The following is a 14,530-nucleotide window of genomic DNA, read 5'->3' on the forward strand; positions in this document are numbered from 1 at the left end:
TCATGGCCCGAGTGGACTACTTCGACGACCCCAACGCGCCGGTCGCGAACAGCATCGTTCCGTCCGTGACCGCGGTCGCTCGCGACGACGACGGCCGGGTCCTGCTGATCCACAGAACCGACAACGACCTGTGGGCCCTGCCGGGAGGCGGCGTGGACACGGGAGAGTCCGCCGCCGACGCAGCCGTACGCGAGACGCGGGAGGAGACCGGGTTCGACGTCGAGGTGACCGGGCTCGTCGGGCTGTACACCGACCCGCGGCACGTCATCGCGTACGACGACGGGGAGGTCCGCCAGCAGTTCTCGATCTGCTTTTCGGCACGCATCGTCGGAGGGGATCGCCGAACCAGCAGCGAGAGCAAGGAAGTGGCCTTCCTGGCTCCGGACGAGCTGGACGGAATGCGGATCCATCCGTCGATGCGGCTGCGCATCGATCACGGGCTCGCCGATCGGTCCGATCCCTACATCGGCTGATCCGTCATCGCGGCGTCGGCGCGGGCGACCGCTGCCGCCAGGTACGGGACGGCTGCGCTGATCGCCGCATGGACCTCGCTGCCCGGTGCGTAGCGGGTCAGGATCTCGTCGATGCGTTCGGGGAAGCCGAACCGCTGACCGGCCGGCCCCGTTGTCATGTCGGCGCAGGTCAGCGCGTCCAGGACGGCCGATTCCTCCCGCTCGTACACGGCGAGTTCGGCAGACAGGCCGCGCTGCCGGGCCTCGTACACGGCTCCGGAGTGGTGAGCGACCAGGCGTACGAGCCGTCCGTCAGCGCCCTGGGATGCCAGGTACCGGGCACCGTCCAGAGGGTGGAAACCGGAGTCGCGGAGCTGCGGCGCATAGCCGATGTCGTGCAGCCACGCCGCCGCGACCAGCAGCTCCCTGTCCGCCTCGGGCACGGACCGGGACAGCTCCCGAGCCCGCTGCGCGACGCCCCGGGTGTGCAGCCAGCGGTCGCCCAGCGGAGGCAACAGGGACTGCGCCAACCGGGCTGCCCCTTGCGGGGATTCCAATGAGGAAGAGGGCATGGCCCACACCGTATCGACGTGGGCCGCCCTCCTCAGCCGCGGATGCCCTCGTAGACCGGGAGGAGGGTGTCCAGGACCGCGTCCATGGAGAAGGACTCCGCGGCCAGCTTGCGGGCCGCGTGTGAGGCCTTGTGGTTCGCGGCCGGGTCCAGGAGGTCCAGGACGGCGGCGGACACGCCCGCGGGGCCGGGGTCGACCGCGTGGCCGGCGCCGGCCCGGGCGATGTCGCGGGCCAGGCCGTTGGAGTGGGTCACGACCGGGGGGACGCCCACCGCGAGGGCTTCCAGCACCGACATGGGGAACGGCTCGTCCACCGACGGCAGTACGTAGACGTGGGCGCGGCGCAGCTCGGCCAGGACCTCCGTGCTGGAGAGCGCCCCCGGGACCGTGAACCGGTCGGTGAGTCCCAGCGCCCCGATCCGGGCCCGTACGGCGGCCAGCTCGCCCTCGTCCGGTCCGGCGACCACGAAGTGGGCGTCCGGGTGGGCGGCGAGGACGGCCGGGGCTGCGTCCACGAAGTCCACCGGCCGCTTGCGGGCCTGCAGCCGCGCCGAGTACAGGATGCGCGGCGGGCCGCCCAGCGGGGGCCGTTCCTCCTGCGCCGGGGTCCCGTTGACCAGGCGGACCGCCTGCGCCAGGGGCGGCGCGCCGACCACCGCGTCCAGCCCCTCCCGTTCGTGCGGGGTCAGGTACAGCACCGCGTCCGCGCCGCGCAGCAGCCGGCGTACCGCCACCGCGTCCAGCACCTTGGCCAGCAGCTTCTCGCTCGGGTCCACCATGCCGTGGGTCTGCAGCACCAGCGGCTTGCCCGCCCGCAGCGCCGCCAGGGCGACCGGCAGGGTCACCAGGTCCCGGGCCAGGTGGACGTGCACCACATCGGCGTCCCGCACCAGCCGCCCGGCCGAGGCCAGCAGGGCCGGGGAGGTCATCCCGCTGAAGCCGAGGGGGAGCAGCCGGCGGGCCGGGAACAGCTGCGCCGGTACGCCCTCCACGGAGTCCGGCCACGGATCGAAGCCCTCGCCGAGGGCGAGCAGCCGCGCCTCGTGGCCGCGGGCCCGCAGCCACTTCGCCAGGTTCAGCGCGACCCGGACCGGACCGCCGAAGGCGTGCGAGGGGGAGTGGAGGGTGACGGCGTGCAGGACGCGCATCGCGGCGCTCACTTGGGCTCCTCCACCGGGCGGCGCTGCCCGTCCTGGGTCTGCAGGGTCAGTTCGGGCAGGTCCTTGTGGACCACGGCGCCGGCCCCGGCGACCGCGCAGCGGCCCACCGTGACCCCGGCGAGCACGGTCGCCCGTACCGCCACCCAGGCGCCGTCCTCGACCACGATCGGGGCGTTGCGGTAGCGGAAGTCGGCGGCCCGGTGGTCGTGCGAGCCGGTGCACAGCATCGCTTCCTGCGAGACGCACACGTTCGCCCCGATGGTCACCGGCTCCAGGTTCAGCAGCCAGGCGCCCTCGCCTATCCAGGTGTGGTCCCCGATGTCGAGCTTCCACGGCCACAGCACCCGCACCCGGTGCCGGATCAGCACGCCCTCGCCGATCTTCGCGCCGAAGGCCCGCAGCAGCGACACCCGTACCCGTGCCGGACAGAACCAGCTCATGAACAGTGTGTTCATCACGGCGAACCAGAGCGCCTGCGTCAGCAGCCCGCGGCCCTTGTCGTACCCGGCCAGCGTGAAGGAAGGAAGATCCCGCAACTGTCGCCCCCATCTGCACTCCGCCATGCCTCCCCGGGCGCGGCCCGCTCAGACTAGACTGCCCGCGGACCAGGCACATCGGGTGGGGGCGGCAGTGACGACGGACATACGCAAGCCCCCCGCGACGCCCGCGAAGCAGCCGGTTCCGTCCCCCTTCGAGGACGAGAGCCTGTGGGGCCGGGCCACGCTGCCGCGCACGCTCCTCTCTCGCGCGCTGTCCGTCCCGCTCGCGCTCGGATTCACCGTCTTCCTGCCGCTGTTCGTCGCCGCCCAGACGGGCGCCGGCGTCCGCGACGCGGCCTTCTGGCTCCAACTGCTGCTCACCATGTACGCGGGCGCCCGGCTCTCCGCGATGGTGCTCACCAGCCGCCGCAAGCTGCTGCAGGGCTCCTTCTGGCTCTTCGTCTACATGGCCATGGGCGTGGCCCCGCTCGCGCAGGCCGTCCTCGGCCAGGTCCCCACGCCGGTCGTCGGCCCGCGCTCCGACCTGACCATCGCCATCGGGCTCGTCCTGCTCGGCTGCACGGCCTTCGACGTCGGCGTGCTGCTGGCCCGGCACCGGCCGGCGGTGCGCAGGGGCGGCTCGCAGAGGGACTCGAAGCCCGTCATGGCGCACCGGCGCAGGCTCCAGCTCCTGACGATCCTGTCGTTCCTGTGCAGCGCCGTCTTCATCATGAAGCTGGGCGGCCCGGCGGTGTTCTTCTCCAGCCGCCAGGAGATCATCGCCGGCATCGAGGAGGCCGGCGTCTCCAACGGCGACGGCCAGGCCGGCCAGGCCCTGCTGCGCGGCTTCGGCACCGTACCGGCACTGCTCGCGCTGCTGCTCTACACGCGCTGGCTGATCACCTCGAAGTTCGCCCGTCGCAAGGTGTCGATCATCGTCACGTGGGCGGCGCTCGCCGGCCTCAACCTGATCGTCAACAACCCGATCTCGAACCCCCGGTACTGGTTCCTGACGGTCATGTTCGCGCTGCTCTTCACCGTCTTCCCGGTGAGCGCGGCGGCGTACCGGGTCGCGCTGTCCATGGCGGTGGTCGTCGCGCTCCTGATCTTCCCGTTCGCGGACCGCTTCCGCTACGACGAGAAGAACTACCGGCCGGTGGAGACCACGTCCTTCCTGGAGCCCATGGCCCTCAAGGACTACGACCAGATCGGCATGTTCGCCAATACCATCACCTTCTCGAACTCCGGGCCCGGCCACTTCTACGGCCGCCAGCTCGCGGGATCCGTCTTCTTCGCGGTGCCGCGCGCGGTGTGGCCGGGCAAGCCGCGGGACACGGGCGTGATGGTCGGCCAGTGGATGGGCACGGTCAACACCAACCTGTCCTCCCCGATCTGGGCGGAGCTGTGGCTGGACTTCGGGCCGCTGGGCATGGGGGCGGGGCTGCTGGGCATGGGGTACGCCGCGGCGCGCGTGGACCGGCGGTACGCGAAGCGGGCGACGCGGCGGAGCCCGCCGGGGAGCCTGATCTCGGTGGTGGTCCCGCTGGTCGCGGGCTACTCCTTCATCCTGCTGCGCGGGCCGCTGCTCCAGGCGTCGGGGCGCGTGGCGATCGCGGCGATGTGCCTTGCGCTGGTCGCGACCTACCGCTCGGACAAGTCCACCACCCTGCGCTAGCCCTGCCCGGGCCGCCGCTTCCCGGGGCTCCGCCCCGGACCCGCGCCTCAAACGCCGGCGGGGCTGGAGGTTTCAGCCCGTCCGGCGTTTGAGGACCGGGTCCGGGCAGCGCCCGGGAAACGGCGAAAGGGCGGGGCGGGGAGAGAAGCCCGCGCAGCGGTTCACACCGCGGCGGCTCGGTGGGCTCATCGCTGCGCGCGAGCGGTCAGGCGGCGGCCGCCGGCTCGGGTTCCCGCGAGCCGGCGGTGGCCGGGAGGCGGGTGACGCGCCACCAGGCGGCCAGGGCCTTGAGGGCCGAGCCGCCCGCCAGGCCCCACGCGGCGCCCGCCACACCCCACACCGCGTACCCGCCGAGCAGCAGCCCCACGGACAGCAGCGAGAAGACCACCTGCAACGACAGCGTGGCCTTCGGAGCGAGCACCCGCAGGGTCAGCAGCGCGCACGTGCCGAGCCCCATCACGGCGTACTGCGCCCCCGTGGCCGGCAGCAGCGCGGACGCGTCCGCCCAGGTGTCGCCGAGCAGTTCCCGGCCCAGCCGGTCCGGCAACAGGTACAGGGCCGCGGCCCAGCCCGCGCCGACCGCGGCGAGTACGAGCCCCAGCGCCGCCGTTGCCCGTACGGTGGCGCGCTTGCCGCCGAGCCGCCCGAGCACCGGCGGCCCGAAGGCGTTCGCCGAGTTGAACAGCACGTTCAGCGGCCCGAAGAGCGTGGTCGCACCCCGCAGCGCGCCGACGGCCAGCGGCGTCGCGAAGACGCCGAGGCCCAGCACGGCGAGCTGGCTGGAGCCGTTGCCCACCGCGAACTCGACGACGAACCGCTGCCCCAGGTGGCCGCGCCGCAGGTACGGCCGCAGGTCACCGCGCACGCCGCGCACGTACGGACGCAGCAGCCACAGCCCCAGGCCCAGCGCCGGCAGCGCGGAGAGCCCCCACGCGAGCACCAGCCGCCCCGCCGAGGCCCCTTCGGGCTGCAGGGCCAGCGCCGCGACCACGCACACCAGCCGCAGCGCGTCGGCGGCCAGCGCCCGCTCGGGGGCGCGCAGCGCGGAGAAGCAGTACCGCAGGCCGTCCTGGAGGAGCACCAGCGGCAGTACGAGGCCCAGGGCGAGGAAGGCGGTCCCGGTGGCCCCGGCCGTCGCGAGGCCCACCGCCAGCAGCAGCGCGCCCACGACGGCCGACGCGGCGGCGGTGAAGCCCAGCGCCGAACGGCACTCGGCGCCGAGCCGCTCGCCCTTCTCCAGCACCAGGCTCTGGCCCACGTAGGCCATGTTCAGCCCGAGGAGCACGCTGAAGGTCACGTACACCATCGAGAAGTCGGCGAACCCGGACGCCGTGGACAGCCGGGCGGCCAGCACCAGCACCAGGATGTTCGTGGCGCTGGAGGCGGCCTGGTCCAGGACCGAGGCGACGGCGGCGAGGCCGCGTCGGCTCATCTGCGGCCCATGCGGACGGTGCGCAGCGCGACGGTGTCGGTGCCGTCACCGGGGATGTGCTGTTCGGGCTCCGCCACCTCGTAGGGGATCGGCTGCGGCGCGGACCGCCCGGGCTTCGAGGAGGGACCGGGGCCACCGGCGGGGCCGGTGGGGGCCGGGCCGGCCTTGTCCTTGCCGCGGCCGCGCTTCTCGCCGGGCAGCGGCGCGTGCAGCACCGCGCCGAGCACGGTGCCGCCGGCGCCGCTGATCAGCTCGCGGATCCGGGACAGGTCGGTGCGGTGCACCGCGCGAGGGTCGCAGACGACCAGGACGCCGTCGACGCGGTCGACGAGGGCGAGGGCGTCGGCGTAGGAGAGCACGGGCGGAGCGAGCACGACGACGGTGGAGTTGGGGGAGTCGGCCTCGGAGATCAGCCGGGTGGCGCGGGCCGAGGTCAGCGAGCGCGGGACGTTGCGCGCCTGTCCGCCCGGGATCAGGTCGAAGGATCCGGACTCCCCGGCGTCCACGACGAGCTGGCGTCCGTCGGGCCATTCGGTGTCGGAGTGGCGGCCGCCCGAGTTGGGGCTGCCCGGGGTCTGGCTCCAGCGCGGCCTGCCGCCGGCGTCCGTCGGCAGCTGGCTGGCCAGGACCGGGGTGCGCAGGTCGGCCTCGATGAGGAGGACGTCCTTGCCGGTCTCCGCGAAGGAGGCGGCGAGGTTCACGGCCACCGCGGCGGCGGTCTCGCTGCTGCCGCGCGGGGCGACGACGAGCAGGCGGCGCCGGTCGGCGAAGCGGGAGTCGTAGGCGAGGCGGAAGGCCACCGAGCGGTACTCCTCGGCGAGCCGGGGATCGGCCTCACCGGCGGCGAGCAGCGGTCCGCCGCCCGTCCGGTCCCGGGGCAGGTAGCCCAGGACGGGTGCGCGCAGGGCCCGGGCGACATCGCCCTCGGAGCGCGGCGCCGGGTCGAAGACGAGGCGGACCCAGGCGGCCAGCAGGCCGAGTGCGAGGCCGACGGCCGCACCGAGCGCGAGCGACATGATGATGCCGGGGCCGTCGGTGCCGGTGGGCGCGGTCGCCGCGCTGGTGACGCGGCCCGGGGTCATGTCCAGGGCCTCAAGCTTGGTGATCTTGGTGTTGTAGCCGCCGACCTCGCTCTGCAGGTCGGTCTTGGAGGAGCTGGCGGCGTCGCGTCCGGCGCCGGCGGGCATCCGGGCGATCTCCTTGGACAGCTCGTCGAGCTGCTTGGCGATCGGGTCGCGCTGCTCCTTGTAGCCCTTGACCATCTTGTCGCGGGTGGCGTCGAGCGCCTCCTGCCGCTTCGTCAGGTAGGCCTCGGTCATCGTGTTGGCGCGCTTGGCGGCCTCCTTGGCGGAGTCCGCGGTGTACGTGAAGCGCAGGACCATGGTCTGCGGCGGGTTGGTCACCTGCAGACCGCTGCGCAGGGCGGCGAAGCCGGACGCGCCCACGCCGAGCTTCTTCGCCGCCTCGTTGGCTATGGAGGAGCTGAGCGCGACCTGGCGCTCCGAGCCGATGTTGATCGCCTTGTCCGGCGCGAGGCTCGGGTTGAACGGGTCGTCGGTGGGCGCGCGCAGGACGACGTCGGCGGTCGCGACATAGGTGTCGGCCGTGGAGATGCCGAGGTAGACGCCGCCCAGCAGACCGATCCCGATGCCCGCGCCGATGAGCCTGCGGTAGCGCAGGAGTTGCCGGAACTGATCCCTGAGGAGATCGGGTTCGTCGTCGGCCGGTGCCGCTGCAGGGCGGTTCGTCTCGATCACGGCCGGGTTCCCCCAAGTGCTTCGTCTATCAGTGCGTCGATGCGGGCCAGGCCCGCTTCGCGGCTCAGGTGGGCCGCCACGTGGCGGGGTCCGGCCGCTCCCAGTGCGTCCGCGCCTTCCGGGTCCTCGGCCAGGGCCCGTACGGCCTTCAGCAGGGCCTCGGGGTCCTCCGGCGGTACGAGCACCCCTGCGCCCGAGCGTTCCACCTCCTGGGCGGTTCCGCCCTCCGCGGCCACGGAGGCGACGACGGGCCGACCGGTCTGGAAGTAGGAGGTCAGCTTCGACGGGACGCTCATGTCCAGCACGGCGGCGTGCTGCGTGACCGCGAGAACGTCCGCCGCCGCGAGGATATCCGGGAACTCGCCGTCAGCGGCAGGGGGGATGATGTCCAGATTCGGCACATCCGCCGCGAGATCGGACAGAGCCGCCCGCTGGCTGCCGTCGCCCATCAGGACGAAACGGACGCTCGGATCCAGCCGCGCGGCGCCGACGAGGACTTCGAGACCCTGCTTGAGGCCCATGTTCCCGGAGTGCAGGACGACGGTCTCGCCGGGGGCCCAGCCGAGGTGGTGGCGGGTCTCGCCGCGCGGCTTGGTGGGCACCGGCACGTGGGACCAGTTGGGGACGAGGCGGATCCTGCCCGGGTCCACGCCCATGCCCACCACCCGGTCCACGAAGGTCTCGTGGATGACGCCGACGAGGGTGGCGCGCTTGAGGGCGTAGGCCTCGGCGCGGCCGGCGATCGCGGCGGCCTTGTCGCCGCCGCTGATCCCGCTCTGCGCGGCGGCGGCGCCCATCAGGTCCTGGACGACCGGGATGTACGGGACCTTCCAGCGCGCCGCGAGCCGGGCGGCGAGCACTCCGCCGGCCAGGCTGGGCATCTGGGCGAGGACCGCGTCCGGCCTGGGCATCTTCGGCGGGGCCACCGCGCCGTGCAGCAGAATCGATCCTTCGAAAAGGGCCCGCTTCACGGCGGTCTGGCGCGGCGGCACGGTGTGCGCACGCCGGTGCACGGTGACCCCCGCGCGCTGTTCCGTGCGCTGGAACGCCCCCTTGTACTCGGGTTCGAGCGACCACGCCGGGTAGTGCGGCATGCCGGCCAGCACATGGGTCTCGTGACCGAGATCCGCCCAGTGCTCCGCGATCTGGGTCGCATACGGGCCGATCCCCGCGTGCTCCGGAGCGTAATTGGTGGAAACCAGCAGCATGCGCCGCTGACCGGATCTGGACACCGTGCGTCCCCTCTTCCCCTGGATGATGCGCACGTCACCCTATTCGTTCACCCGCGTGCTGCGGAACGTGCACGCTATTGTCTGCTAATCCGCTGCACCGGGGGGTGTGGCCGCTGGGGGTAAATGATGACGGAGCACGACATGTCCGACCTTGGCGCGCCTGCGCGTCGACCGTATCGAGTCGGGTACGCGCCCGGCGCCTACGATCTGTTCCACATCGGACATCTCAACATCCTCCGGCACGCCCGGAGCCAGTGCGACTACCTGGTCGCCGGAGTGGTCTCGGACGAGATGGCCGAGCTCGCCAAGGGGCGTCGCCCGATGATCCCGCTCGTCGAGCGGCTGGAGATCGTCCGCAGCGTGAAGTACGTCGACGCCGCCTTCGTCGAGACGGTCCCCGACAAGGTCGAGACCTGGAAGCAGGTCCGCTTCGACGTCATCTTCAAGGGCGACGACTGGCGCGGCACGCCCAAGGGCGACCGGCTGGAGAAGGACTTCGCCGCCCACGGTGTCGACGTCGTGTACTTCCCGTACACCGTGCACACGTCCAGCACCCAGCTGCGCCGGGCACTGGACGCGCTCGCGGAACCGGCCCCGGCGCCGGGCCAGGTCACCGGCGAACGGCGCTGAGCTCCCGGAACCACTTCGCGAGGAACGCCAGCAGGAACAGCGCGGCGACCACGCCCAGTCCGGCGTACGCCCACGCGAACAGCTTCCCGCCGCCCAGCAGCAGGAACACCAGGCAGAACACCCCGTAGTCCACGGGCAGCAGGGCCACCGCGCGCGCGGTCGACGGCGCGGCCGCCGGGCTGCCGGGAGCCGGCCTGGGCTTCAACTTCTCGGTCAGCAGCCCGCCGAAGAAGGTCACCACCGCGGCGAACTGGAAGCCCAGCGGCACCAGCAGCCAGCCGTCCGCGCCCGTCCCGTAGGCGTCGGGGAAGCGGTAGAAGGCGATCAGCACGCAGGAGTGCAGGGCGGTGAGCTTGGCGGCGTCCACCACGTGGTCGAGCCATTCACCGGCCGCGCTGCCACCGCCGCGCAGCCGGGCGAGCTGCCCGTCGGCGGAGTCGAAGGCGAAACCGACGGCGAGGGCGGCCCACACCGCGATGCCCAGCCCCCACGAGGGGCCGGCCAGCGCGACCGCGGCCACGGCGGCGAAGCTGAAGGCGGCACTGATCAGCGTCACCTGGTTCGGAGTGAGTCCCAGCGCGTACGAACCGGCGGCCAGATATCGCCCGGTGGGCCGGTTGACGAACCGGGAGTAGAGCGACACCCCCTTCGCCGACTTCTGCGCTCCGCGCAGTTCCTGCAGCGCGTTCGTGACTCTGCCCATGCAGGGACCCCCTCCGAGACGATGTCGAACACATCATCGCAGGACAGGTGAGCGAGTCGGTTCCGGAACTCTGCGGACGTCGGGAAGCAGCAGTACGGACAGGTTCGCGGCGGCGCTGAGCACGGCGGCGACCAGCAGCGGAACCGTGGCCCCGACGGCGCCGGCCAGCGGGGCGGCGACCGCCAGACCCAGCGGGCGCGCGGCGAACGAGATGAGGGTGTCGAAGGATCCGACCCGGCCCAGGGTCTCCAGCGGGATGCGGCGCTGCATCTCCGTCTCCCACAGCGGACTCAGCACCCCCAGCCCGAACATGGCGCAGCAGAACGCGGCGGCGGTGACCGGGAGCGGCAGCCGCAGCGCGAAGGCGGTGAGGGGCAGTGCCTGGGCGGCGGCGCCGACGGCCACCCCGTACAGCGGCCGGCGCAGCGGCAGCCGCCCCGCAGCCCAGACCCCGGCGAGCATGCCGACCGTGCCGGTCTGGGCGATGACGACCCAGGAGCCCTCGCCGCCCAGGCTCCCCACGGCGATCACCGGGCCGAGGGTGAGGAGCAGTCCGGCCGCCAGGTGCCAGACCCCGTGGGCCAGTACGTTGGCGAGGAACCACGGGTGGCGGCGGGTCTCGGCCCAGCCCGCACGCAGTTCGGCACCGAAGGCCGCGCGCGGCGCGGTCCGCGCGACCGCGGTGGTGCGCAGGCCGCCGAGGGTGAGCGCGGAGAGGGCGAAGAGCGCCGCGGTGAGCAGTGAGGCCCAGCCGCCGCCGACGGTCAGCGCCAGCGAACCGGCGGCGGCCGGGGCGGCGACGTTCGCGAGCCCGGTGGCGACCCCGAGCCGGGTGTTGGTGCGCAGCCGCCCGTCCTCGGGAACCGCGGCGGCGACGAGCGTGCGCACGGCGGGCGTGCCGAAGGCCACCGCGGCTCCCGTCACGGCGGCGAACGCCGCCAGCTCGGGGACGCGCCCGTCGAGCCCGGTCAGGAGCAGGGCTCCGGTTGCCAGTTGGGCCCCGGCCCGCACGAGGTCGGCGACGAGCACCACCCGCCGGGCGGGGAACCGGTCGGCTGCCACCCCGGCGACGGGCAGCAGGAGCAGCATGGGCAGCAGCTCGCAGGCGAGCACGAGGCCGAGGTCGCCGGAGGAGCCGGCCCGCAGGAGCGCCAGGGTGAGGGTGGTGGGGACGAGCGCGGAGGCGAAGGCGGCGAAGGTGCGGCCGACGAGCAGCCGCCGTATCGGGGTGATCATGGCCGGAAGTTATTTCGCCAACGAATCATTCGTCAACGAAATATCGGCCCGGGGTTCGGCCGGGGACCGGACATAATGCGGACATGGGCAGAGAGGCGGCCGAGGGCCGGGCACGGCGCGCGGTGGGACGGGCCGCCGGTGCGGAGCGGGGACCGGGGGCGGAGCCGGGACCGGCGGCCGCGTCGGCCCACCTGACGGGAGCGGCCTCCCCCTCGGGCCCGGACGGACCGCACGCACCGGCGGCCCTGCCCGCGGTCATCCGGCCGTCCGAACCGGAGCCGGCCGAGGACTCCGTCGACCGGCACATCGCCCGGTGGACGGGCAAAGTGCCCTTCGACGTGCCCACCGAAGCCGTCATCACCCGCATGCAGCTCCTCGCCAAGCACGTGTCGCAGGGCAAGGAACGCGCCCTGGCCGAGACCGGGCTCCAGGCCTTCGAGTTCGAGACCGTGCACCGGCTCGCCTCCCGCGGCGCACCCTGGCGGGCACCCTCCGCCGAGCTGGCCGCCGAACTGCTCCTCTCCCCGGCCGGGATGACCGGCCGCCTCGACACCCTGGAGAAGTCCGGCCTGGTCCGCCGGCTGCGCGCCGCCGCCGACCGCCGCCGGGTCGACGTGGAGCTCACCGAGGAGGGCCACCGGCGCTGGACCGAGGCCATGCGCTGGCGCGGCATCGCCGAGGCCGAGATGATCGAGTCCCTCGACGACGGCGAACGCGCCGCGCTCGCCGCCCTCCTCAAGCGGATGCTCCTGTCGGTCGAGACCCGCTGACCCGCAGCAGGAGCACCGAGCGGGCCGGCACGGTCAGGGCCTCCCCGGCGCGGTGCAGGGTCCCGGGGACGGCTGCCTGTTCCTCCAGGGAGGTGTCCAGGACCAGCTCGTACGCCTGCGCCCACGGCGCCCCCGGCAGCATCCACGCCAGCGGCCGGTCCCCCGTGTGCAGCAGTGCGAGGAAGCTGTCGTCCGTCACCTGCCGGCCCCGCTCGTCACGGCCCGGGATGTCCCGCCCCGACAGGTACATCCCCAGCGCGGCGGACGGCGCGTACCAGTCCCGCTCCGTCATCTCCACACCCGCCGGGGTGAACCAGGCCAGGTCCCGCAGCCCGTCCGCGCCCTGCGAACGCCCCGAGAAGAACGCCCGCCGCCGCAGCACCGGATGGGCGTGGCGCAGCGCGATCAGCCGGGAGGCCAGGGCGAAGAGCGACTGCCAGGCCGGATCCTCCAGCAGCGACCAGTCCACCCAGCCCGTCTCGTTGTCCTGGCAGTACGCGTTGTTGTTGCCGTGCTGCGTCCGCCCGAACTCGTCCCCGGCCACCAGCATCGGCACGCCCGTGGACAGCAGCAGCGTGGTGAGCAGGTTGCGCAGCTGGCGGCGGCGCAGCACACCGATCCGGGGATCGTCGCTCTCGCCCTCCGCCCCGCAGTTCCACGACCGGTTGTCATGGGTCCCGTCCCGGTTCGCCTCCCCGTTCGCCTCGTTGTGCTTGCGCTCGTAACTCACCAGGTCGCGCAGGGTGAAACCGTCGTGCGCGGTCACGAAGTTCACCGAGGCGTACGGCCGCCGGCCGCCCCACGCGTACAGGTCGCTGGAGCCCGACAGCCGGTAGCCGAGATCCCGTACGTCGGGCAGCGCGCCCCGCCAGAAGTCCCGTACGGCGTCCCGGTAGCGGTCGTTCCACTCCGTCCACAGCGGCGGGAACGCCCCCACCTGGTAGCCGCCCGAGCCCACGTCCCACGGCTCGGCGATGAGTTTCACCCGCCGCAGCACCGGATCCTGGGCGATCACCGCGAGGAACGGCGACAGCATGTCCACGTCGTGCATCGACCGGGCCAGCGCCGCCGCCAGATCGAAGCGGAAGCCGTCCACCCCCATCTCGGTGACCCAGTAGCGCAGCGAGTCGGTGATCAGCCGCAGCACGTTCGGGCGCCCCGCGTGCAGGGTGTTCCCGCAGCCCGTGTAGTCGGAGTACCGCCGCTGGTCGGACTGGAGCCGGTAGTAGCCCCGGTTGTCGATCCCGCGCAGCGACAGCATCGGACCCAGCTCGCCCGCCTCCGCCGTGTGGTTGTAGACCACGTCGAGGATGACCTCGATCCCGGCCGCGTGCAGGGCCCGGACCATCCGCTTGAACTCCCCGACCTGCTGTCCGGCCGTACCGCTCGCCGAGTATGCCGCGTGCGGGGCGAAGTAGCCGATCGAGTTGTAGCCCCAGTAGTTGCGCAGCCCGCGGCGCAGCAGATGGTCCTCGTGCGCGAACTGGTGCACCGGCAGCAGCTCGACCGCCGTCACGCCCAGCGCCGTCAGGTGCTCGATCGCCGCCGGGTGGGCCAGGCCCGCGTAGGTGCCGCGCAGTTCCTCGGGAATGCCCGGATGACGCATCGTGAAGCCGCGCACGTGCAGCTCGTAGATCACCGAATCGGCCCACGGGGTCTTCGGCCGGACGTCGTCCGCCCAGTCGTCGTCATCGTGGACGACCACGCCCTTCGGGACGAACGGCGCGGAGTCCCGGTCGTCGCGCACGGTGTCCGCGATGTACTGCTGCGGCCAGTCCCGGACGTGCGCGTACACCTCCGGGGGCAGGGTGAAGTCCCCGTCCACGGCCCGCGCGTACGGGTCCAGGAGCAGCTTCGCCGGGTTGTAGCGGGCTCCCGTCCAGGGATCCCAGCGGCCGTGCACCCGAAATCCGTACCGCTGTCCGGGGCGTACGCCCGGCACGAAACCGTGCCAGATCTCGTGCGTGTGCTCCGTCAGGGTGCAGCGGGTCTCGGCGCCGGCCTCGTCGAACAGACACACCTCCACCGCCTCCGCGCCCTGCGCCCACAGGGCGAAATTGGTGCCCGCGGTCCCGTCGGGACCGTGATGGAACCGGGCTCCCAGCGGATGCGAGGACCCCGGCCACACCGGCGCCCCCGGACGCGTGTGCACCCGTATCACCTGACCCCTGACCTGGCCGTTCGGCCGCTCCTTCAGTCGGCCGTCGATCTGCGGTACGGGCACGGCCCGGCCGCTCCGCACCGCTTCCGCGGCATTGCTGACGGCTTCCACCGCCTCCTGCTCGGCTGCGCTCGACACTGCCCGCCTCCACGGCTCCTGGGTACCGGCGGGGGTAGGGGAGAGTACGGCCCCGGCGTCCCGGCCCGGGCCCGCCCCCGTCTGGTCCTTCACACTGTTCTGCCCGGACAGTTCTGCCCGGAACGTGGCCCGC

Annotated in this window: 13 protein-coding genes; 4 read left to right on the plus strand and 9 right to left on the minus strand. The window is 73.1% G+C overall.

All coding sequences use genetic code 11. The features are described 5' to 3' along the window. Positions 1-2: 2 nt before the first annotated feature. Positions 3-473 (plus strand): NUDIX hydrolase, encoded by a 471-nt coding sequence (locus ACXNSR_RS26855; RefSeq protein ID WP_458637980.1) that lies wholly within the window; start codon positions 3-5, stop codon positions 471-473. Here ACXNSR_RS26855 and ACXNSR_RS26860 read toward each other — a convergent pair. The 3 genes from ACXNSR_RS26860 to ACXNSR_RS26870 are packed head-to-tail and all read right to left on the minus strand — an operon-like array spanning position 461 to position 2,747. Then, positions 461-1,024, minus strand: coding sequence for an HD domain-containing protein (locus ACXNSR_RS26860; RefSeq protein WP_458637981.1), 564 nt, complete (start codon positions 1,022-1,024; stop codon positions 461-463). The two genes, ACXNSR_RS26855 and ACXNSR_RS26860, sit on opposite strands and share 13 nt — an antisense overlap. A 32-nt stretch (positions 1,025-1,056) precedes the next feature. Then, entirely contained in the window at positions 1,057-2,172 is a 1,116-nt protein-coding gene (locus ACXNSR_RS26865; RefSeq protein WP_458643400.1) for a glycosyltransferase, read from the minus strand. An 8-nt stretch (positions 2,173-2,180) separates the two neighbouring features. After that, complete coding sequence (locus ACXNSR_RS26870; RefSeq protein ID WP_458637982.1) at positions 2,181-2,747, minus strand: WcaF family extracellular polysaccharide biosynthesis acetyltransferase; 567 nt, start codon at positions 2,745-2,747, stop codon at positions 2,181-2,183. Between the two features lie 67 nt (positions 2,748-2,814). Here ACXNSR_RS26870 and ACXNSR_RS26875 point away from each other — a divergent pair, with 67 nt between their 5' ends. Beyond that, on the plus strand, positions 2,815-4,338 hold the full coding sequence (locus ACXNSR_RS26875) for a hypothetical protein (protein WP_458637983.1): 1,524 nt from the start codon (positions 2,815-2,817) through the stop codon (positions 4,336-4,338). A gap of 205 nt (positions 4,339-4,543) precedes the next feature. Here the strand turns inward: ACXNSR_RS26875 and ACXNSR_RS26880 are convergent, their stop codons facing one another. From ACXNSR_RS26880 to ACXNSR_RS26890, 3 genes are read right to left on the minus strand one after another with little or no spacing between them, the layout of a single operon-like run. Then, a complete protein-coding gene (locus ACXNSR_RS26880; RefSeq protein WP_458637984.1) occupies positions 4,544-5,770 on the minus strand; it encodes an MATE family efflux transporter in 1,227 nt (408 codons plus the stop codon). After that, positions 5,767-7,527 (minus strand): lipopolysaccharide biosynthesis protein, encoded by a 1,761-nt coding sequence (locus ACXNSR_RS26885; protein ID WP_458637985.1) that lies wholly within the window; start codon positions 7,525-7,527, stop codon positions 5,767-5,769. Before ACXNSR_RS26885 ends, ACXNSR_RS26880 begins: the two co-directional genes overlap by 4 nt. After that, positions 7,524-8,735 (minus strand): glycosyltransferase, encoded by a 1,212-nt coding sequence (locus ACXNSR_RS26890; RefSeq protein ID WP_458643401.1) that lies wholly within the window; start codon positions 8,733-8,735, stop codon positions 7,524-7,526. Before ACXNSR_RS26890 ends, ACXNSR_RS26885 begins: the two co-directional genes overlap by 4 nt. Positions 8,736-8,900: 165 nt before the next feature. Here ACXNSR_RS26890 and ACXNSR_RS26895 point away from each other — a divergent pair, with 165 nt between their 5' ends. Beyond that, positions 8,901-9,389, plus strand: coding sequence for an adenylyltransferase/cytidyltransferase family protein (locus tag ACXNSR_RS26895; RefSeq protein WP_030009114.1), 489 nt, complete (start codon positions 8,901-8,903; stop codon positions 9,387-9,389). Here the strand turns inward: ACXNSR_RS26895 and ACXNSR_RS26900 are convergent. Together ACXNSR_RS26900 and ACXNSR_RS26905 are read right to left on the minus strand one after the other, a co-directional pair. Continuing rightward, positions 9,370-10,092 carry a CDP-alcohol phosphatidyltransferase family protein gene (locus ACXNSR_RS26900; protein WP_458637986.1) on the minus strand — a complete coding sequence of 241 codons (723 nt, stop codon included), beginning with the start codon at positions 10,090-10,092 and terminating at the stop codon, positions 9,370-9,372. The two genes, ACXNSR_RS26895 and ACXNSR_RS26900, sit on opposite strands and share 20 nt — an antisense overlap. A 33-nt stretch (positions 10,093-10,125) precedes the next feature. Further along, a complete protein-coding gene (locus ACXNSR_RS26905; protein WP_458637987.1) occupies positions 10,126-11,328 on the minus strand; it encodes an MFS transporter in 1,203 nt (400 codons plus the stop codon). Between the two features lie 83 nt (positions 11,329-11,411). On the opposite strand from ACXNSR_RS26905, the gene ACXNSR_RS26910 reads away from it, so the two are divergent. Continuing rightward, positions 11,412-12,098: a MarR family winged helix-turn-helix transcriptional regulator gene (locus ACXNSR_RS26910; RefSeq protein WP_458637988.1), complete on the plus strand. Its 687-nt coding sequence runs from the start codon at positions 11,412-11,414 to the stop codon at positions 12,096-12,098. Here the strand turns inward: ACXNSR_RS26910 and glgX are convergent. Continuing rightward, on the minus strand, positions 12,064-14,397 hold the full coding sequence (gene glgX / locus ACXNSR_RS26915; RefSeq protein ID WP_458637989.1) for a glycogen debranching protein GlgX: 2,334 nt from the start codon (positions 14,395-14,397) through the stop codon (positions 12,064-12,066). The genes ACXNSR_RS26910 and glgX overlap by 35 nt on opposite strands. Positions 14,398-14,530 lie beyond the last annotated feature (133 nt).

It is taken from the genome of Streptomyces sp. NC-S4, assembly GCF_054353315.1.

Coding starts and splice junctions, on each gene's coding strand:
- ACXNSR_RS26870 (WP_458637982.1), bottom strand. CDS start 2,747: ATGGCGGAGTGCAGATGGGGGCGACAGTTGCGGGATCTTCCTTCCTTC.
- ACXNSR_RS26855 (WP_458637980.1), top strand. CDS start 3: ATGGCCCGAGTGGACTACTTCGACGACCCCAACGCGCCGGTCGCGAAC.
- ACXNSR_RS26895 (WP_030009114.1), top strand. CDS start 8,901: ATGTCCGACCTTGGCGCGCCTGCGCGTCGACCGTATCGAGTCGGGTAC.
- ACXNSR_RS26905 (WP_458637987.1), bottom strand. CDS start 11,328: ATGATCACCCCGATACGGCGGCTGCTCGTCGGCCGCACCTTCGCCGCC.
- ACXNSR_RS26890 (WP_458643401.1), bottom strand. CDS start 8,735: ATGCTGCTGGTTTCCACCAATTACGCTCCGGAGCACGCGGGGATCGGC.
- ACXNSR_RS26900 (WP_458637986.1), bottom strand. CDS start 10,092: ATGGGCAGAGTCACGAACGCGCTGCAGGAACTGCGCGGAGCGCAGAAG.
- ACXNSR_RS26880 (WP_458637984.1), bottom strand. CDS start 5,770: ATGAGCCGACGCGGCCTCGCCGCCGTCGCCTCGGTCCTGGACCAGGCC.
- ACXNSR_RS26860 (WP_458637981.1), bottom strand. CDS start 1,024: ATGCCCTCTTCCTCATTGGAATCCCCGCAAGGGGCAGCCCGGTTGGCG.
- ACXNSR_RS26865 (WP_458643400.1), bottom strand. CDS start 2,172: ATGCGCGTCCTGCACGCCGTCACCCTCCACTCCCCCTCGCACGCCTTC.
- ACXNSR_RS26910 (WP_458637988.1), top strand. CDS start 11,412: ATGGGCAGAGAGGCGGCCGAGGGCCGGGCACGGCGCGCGGTGGGACGG.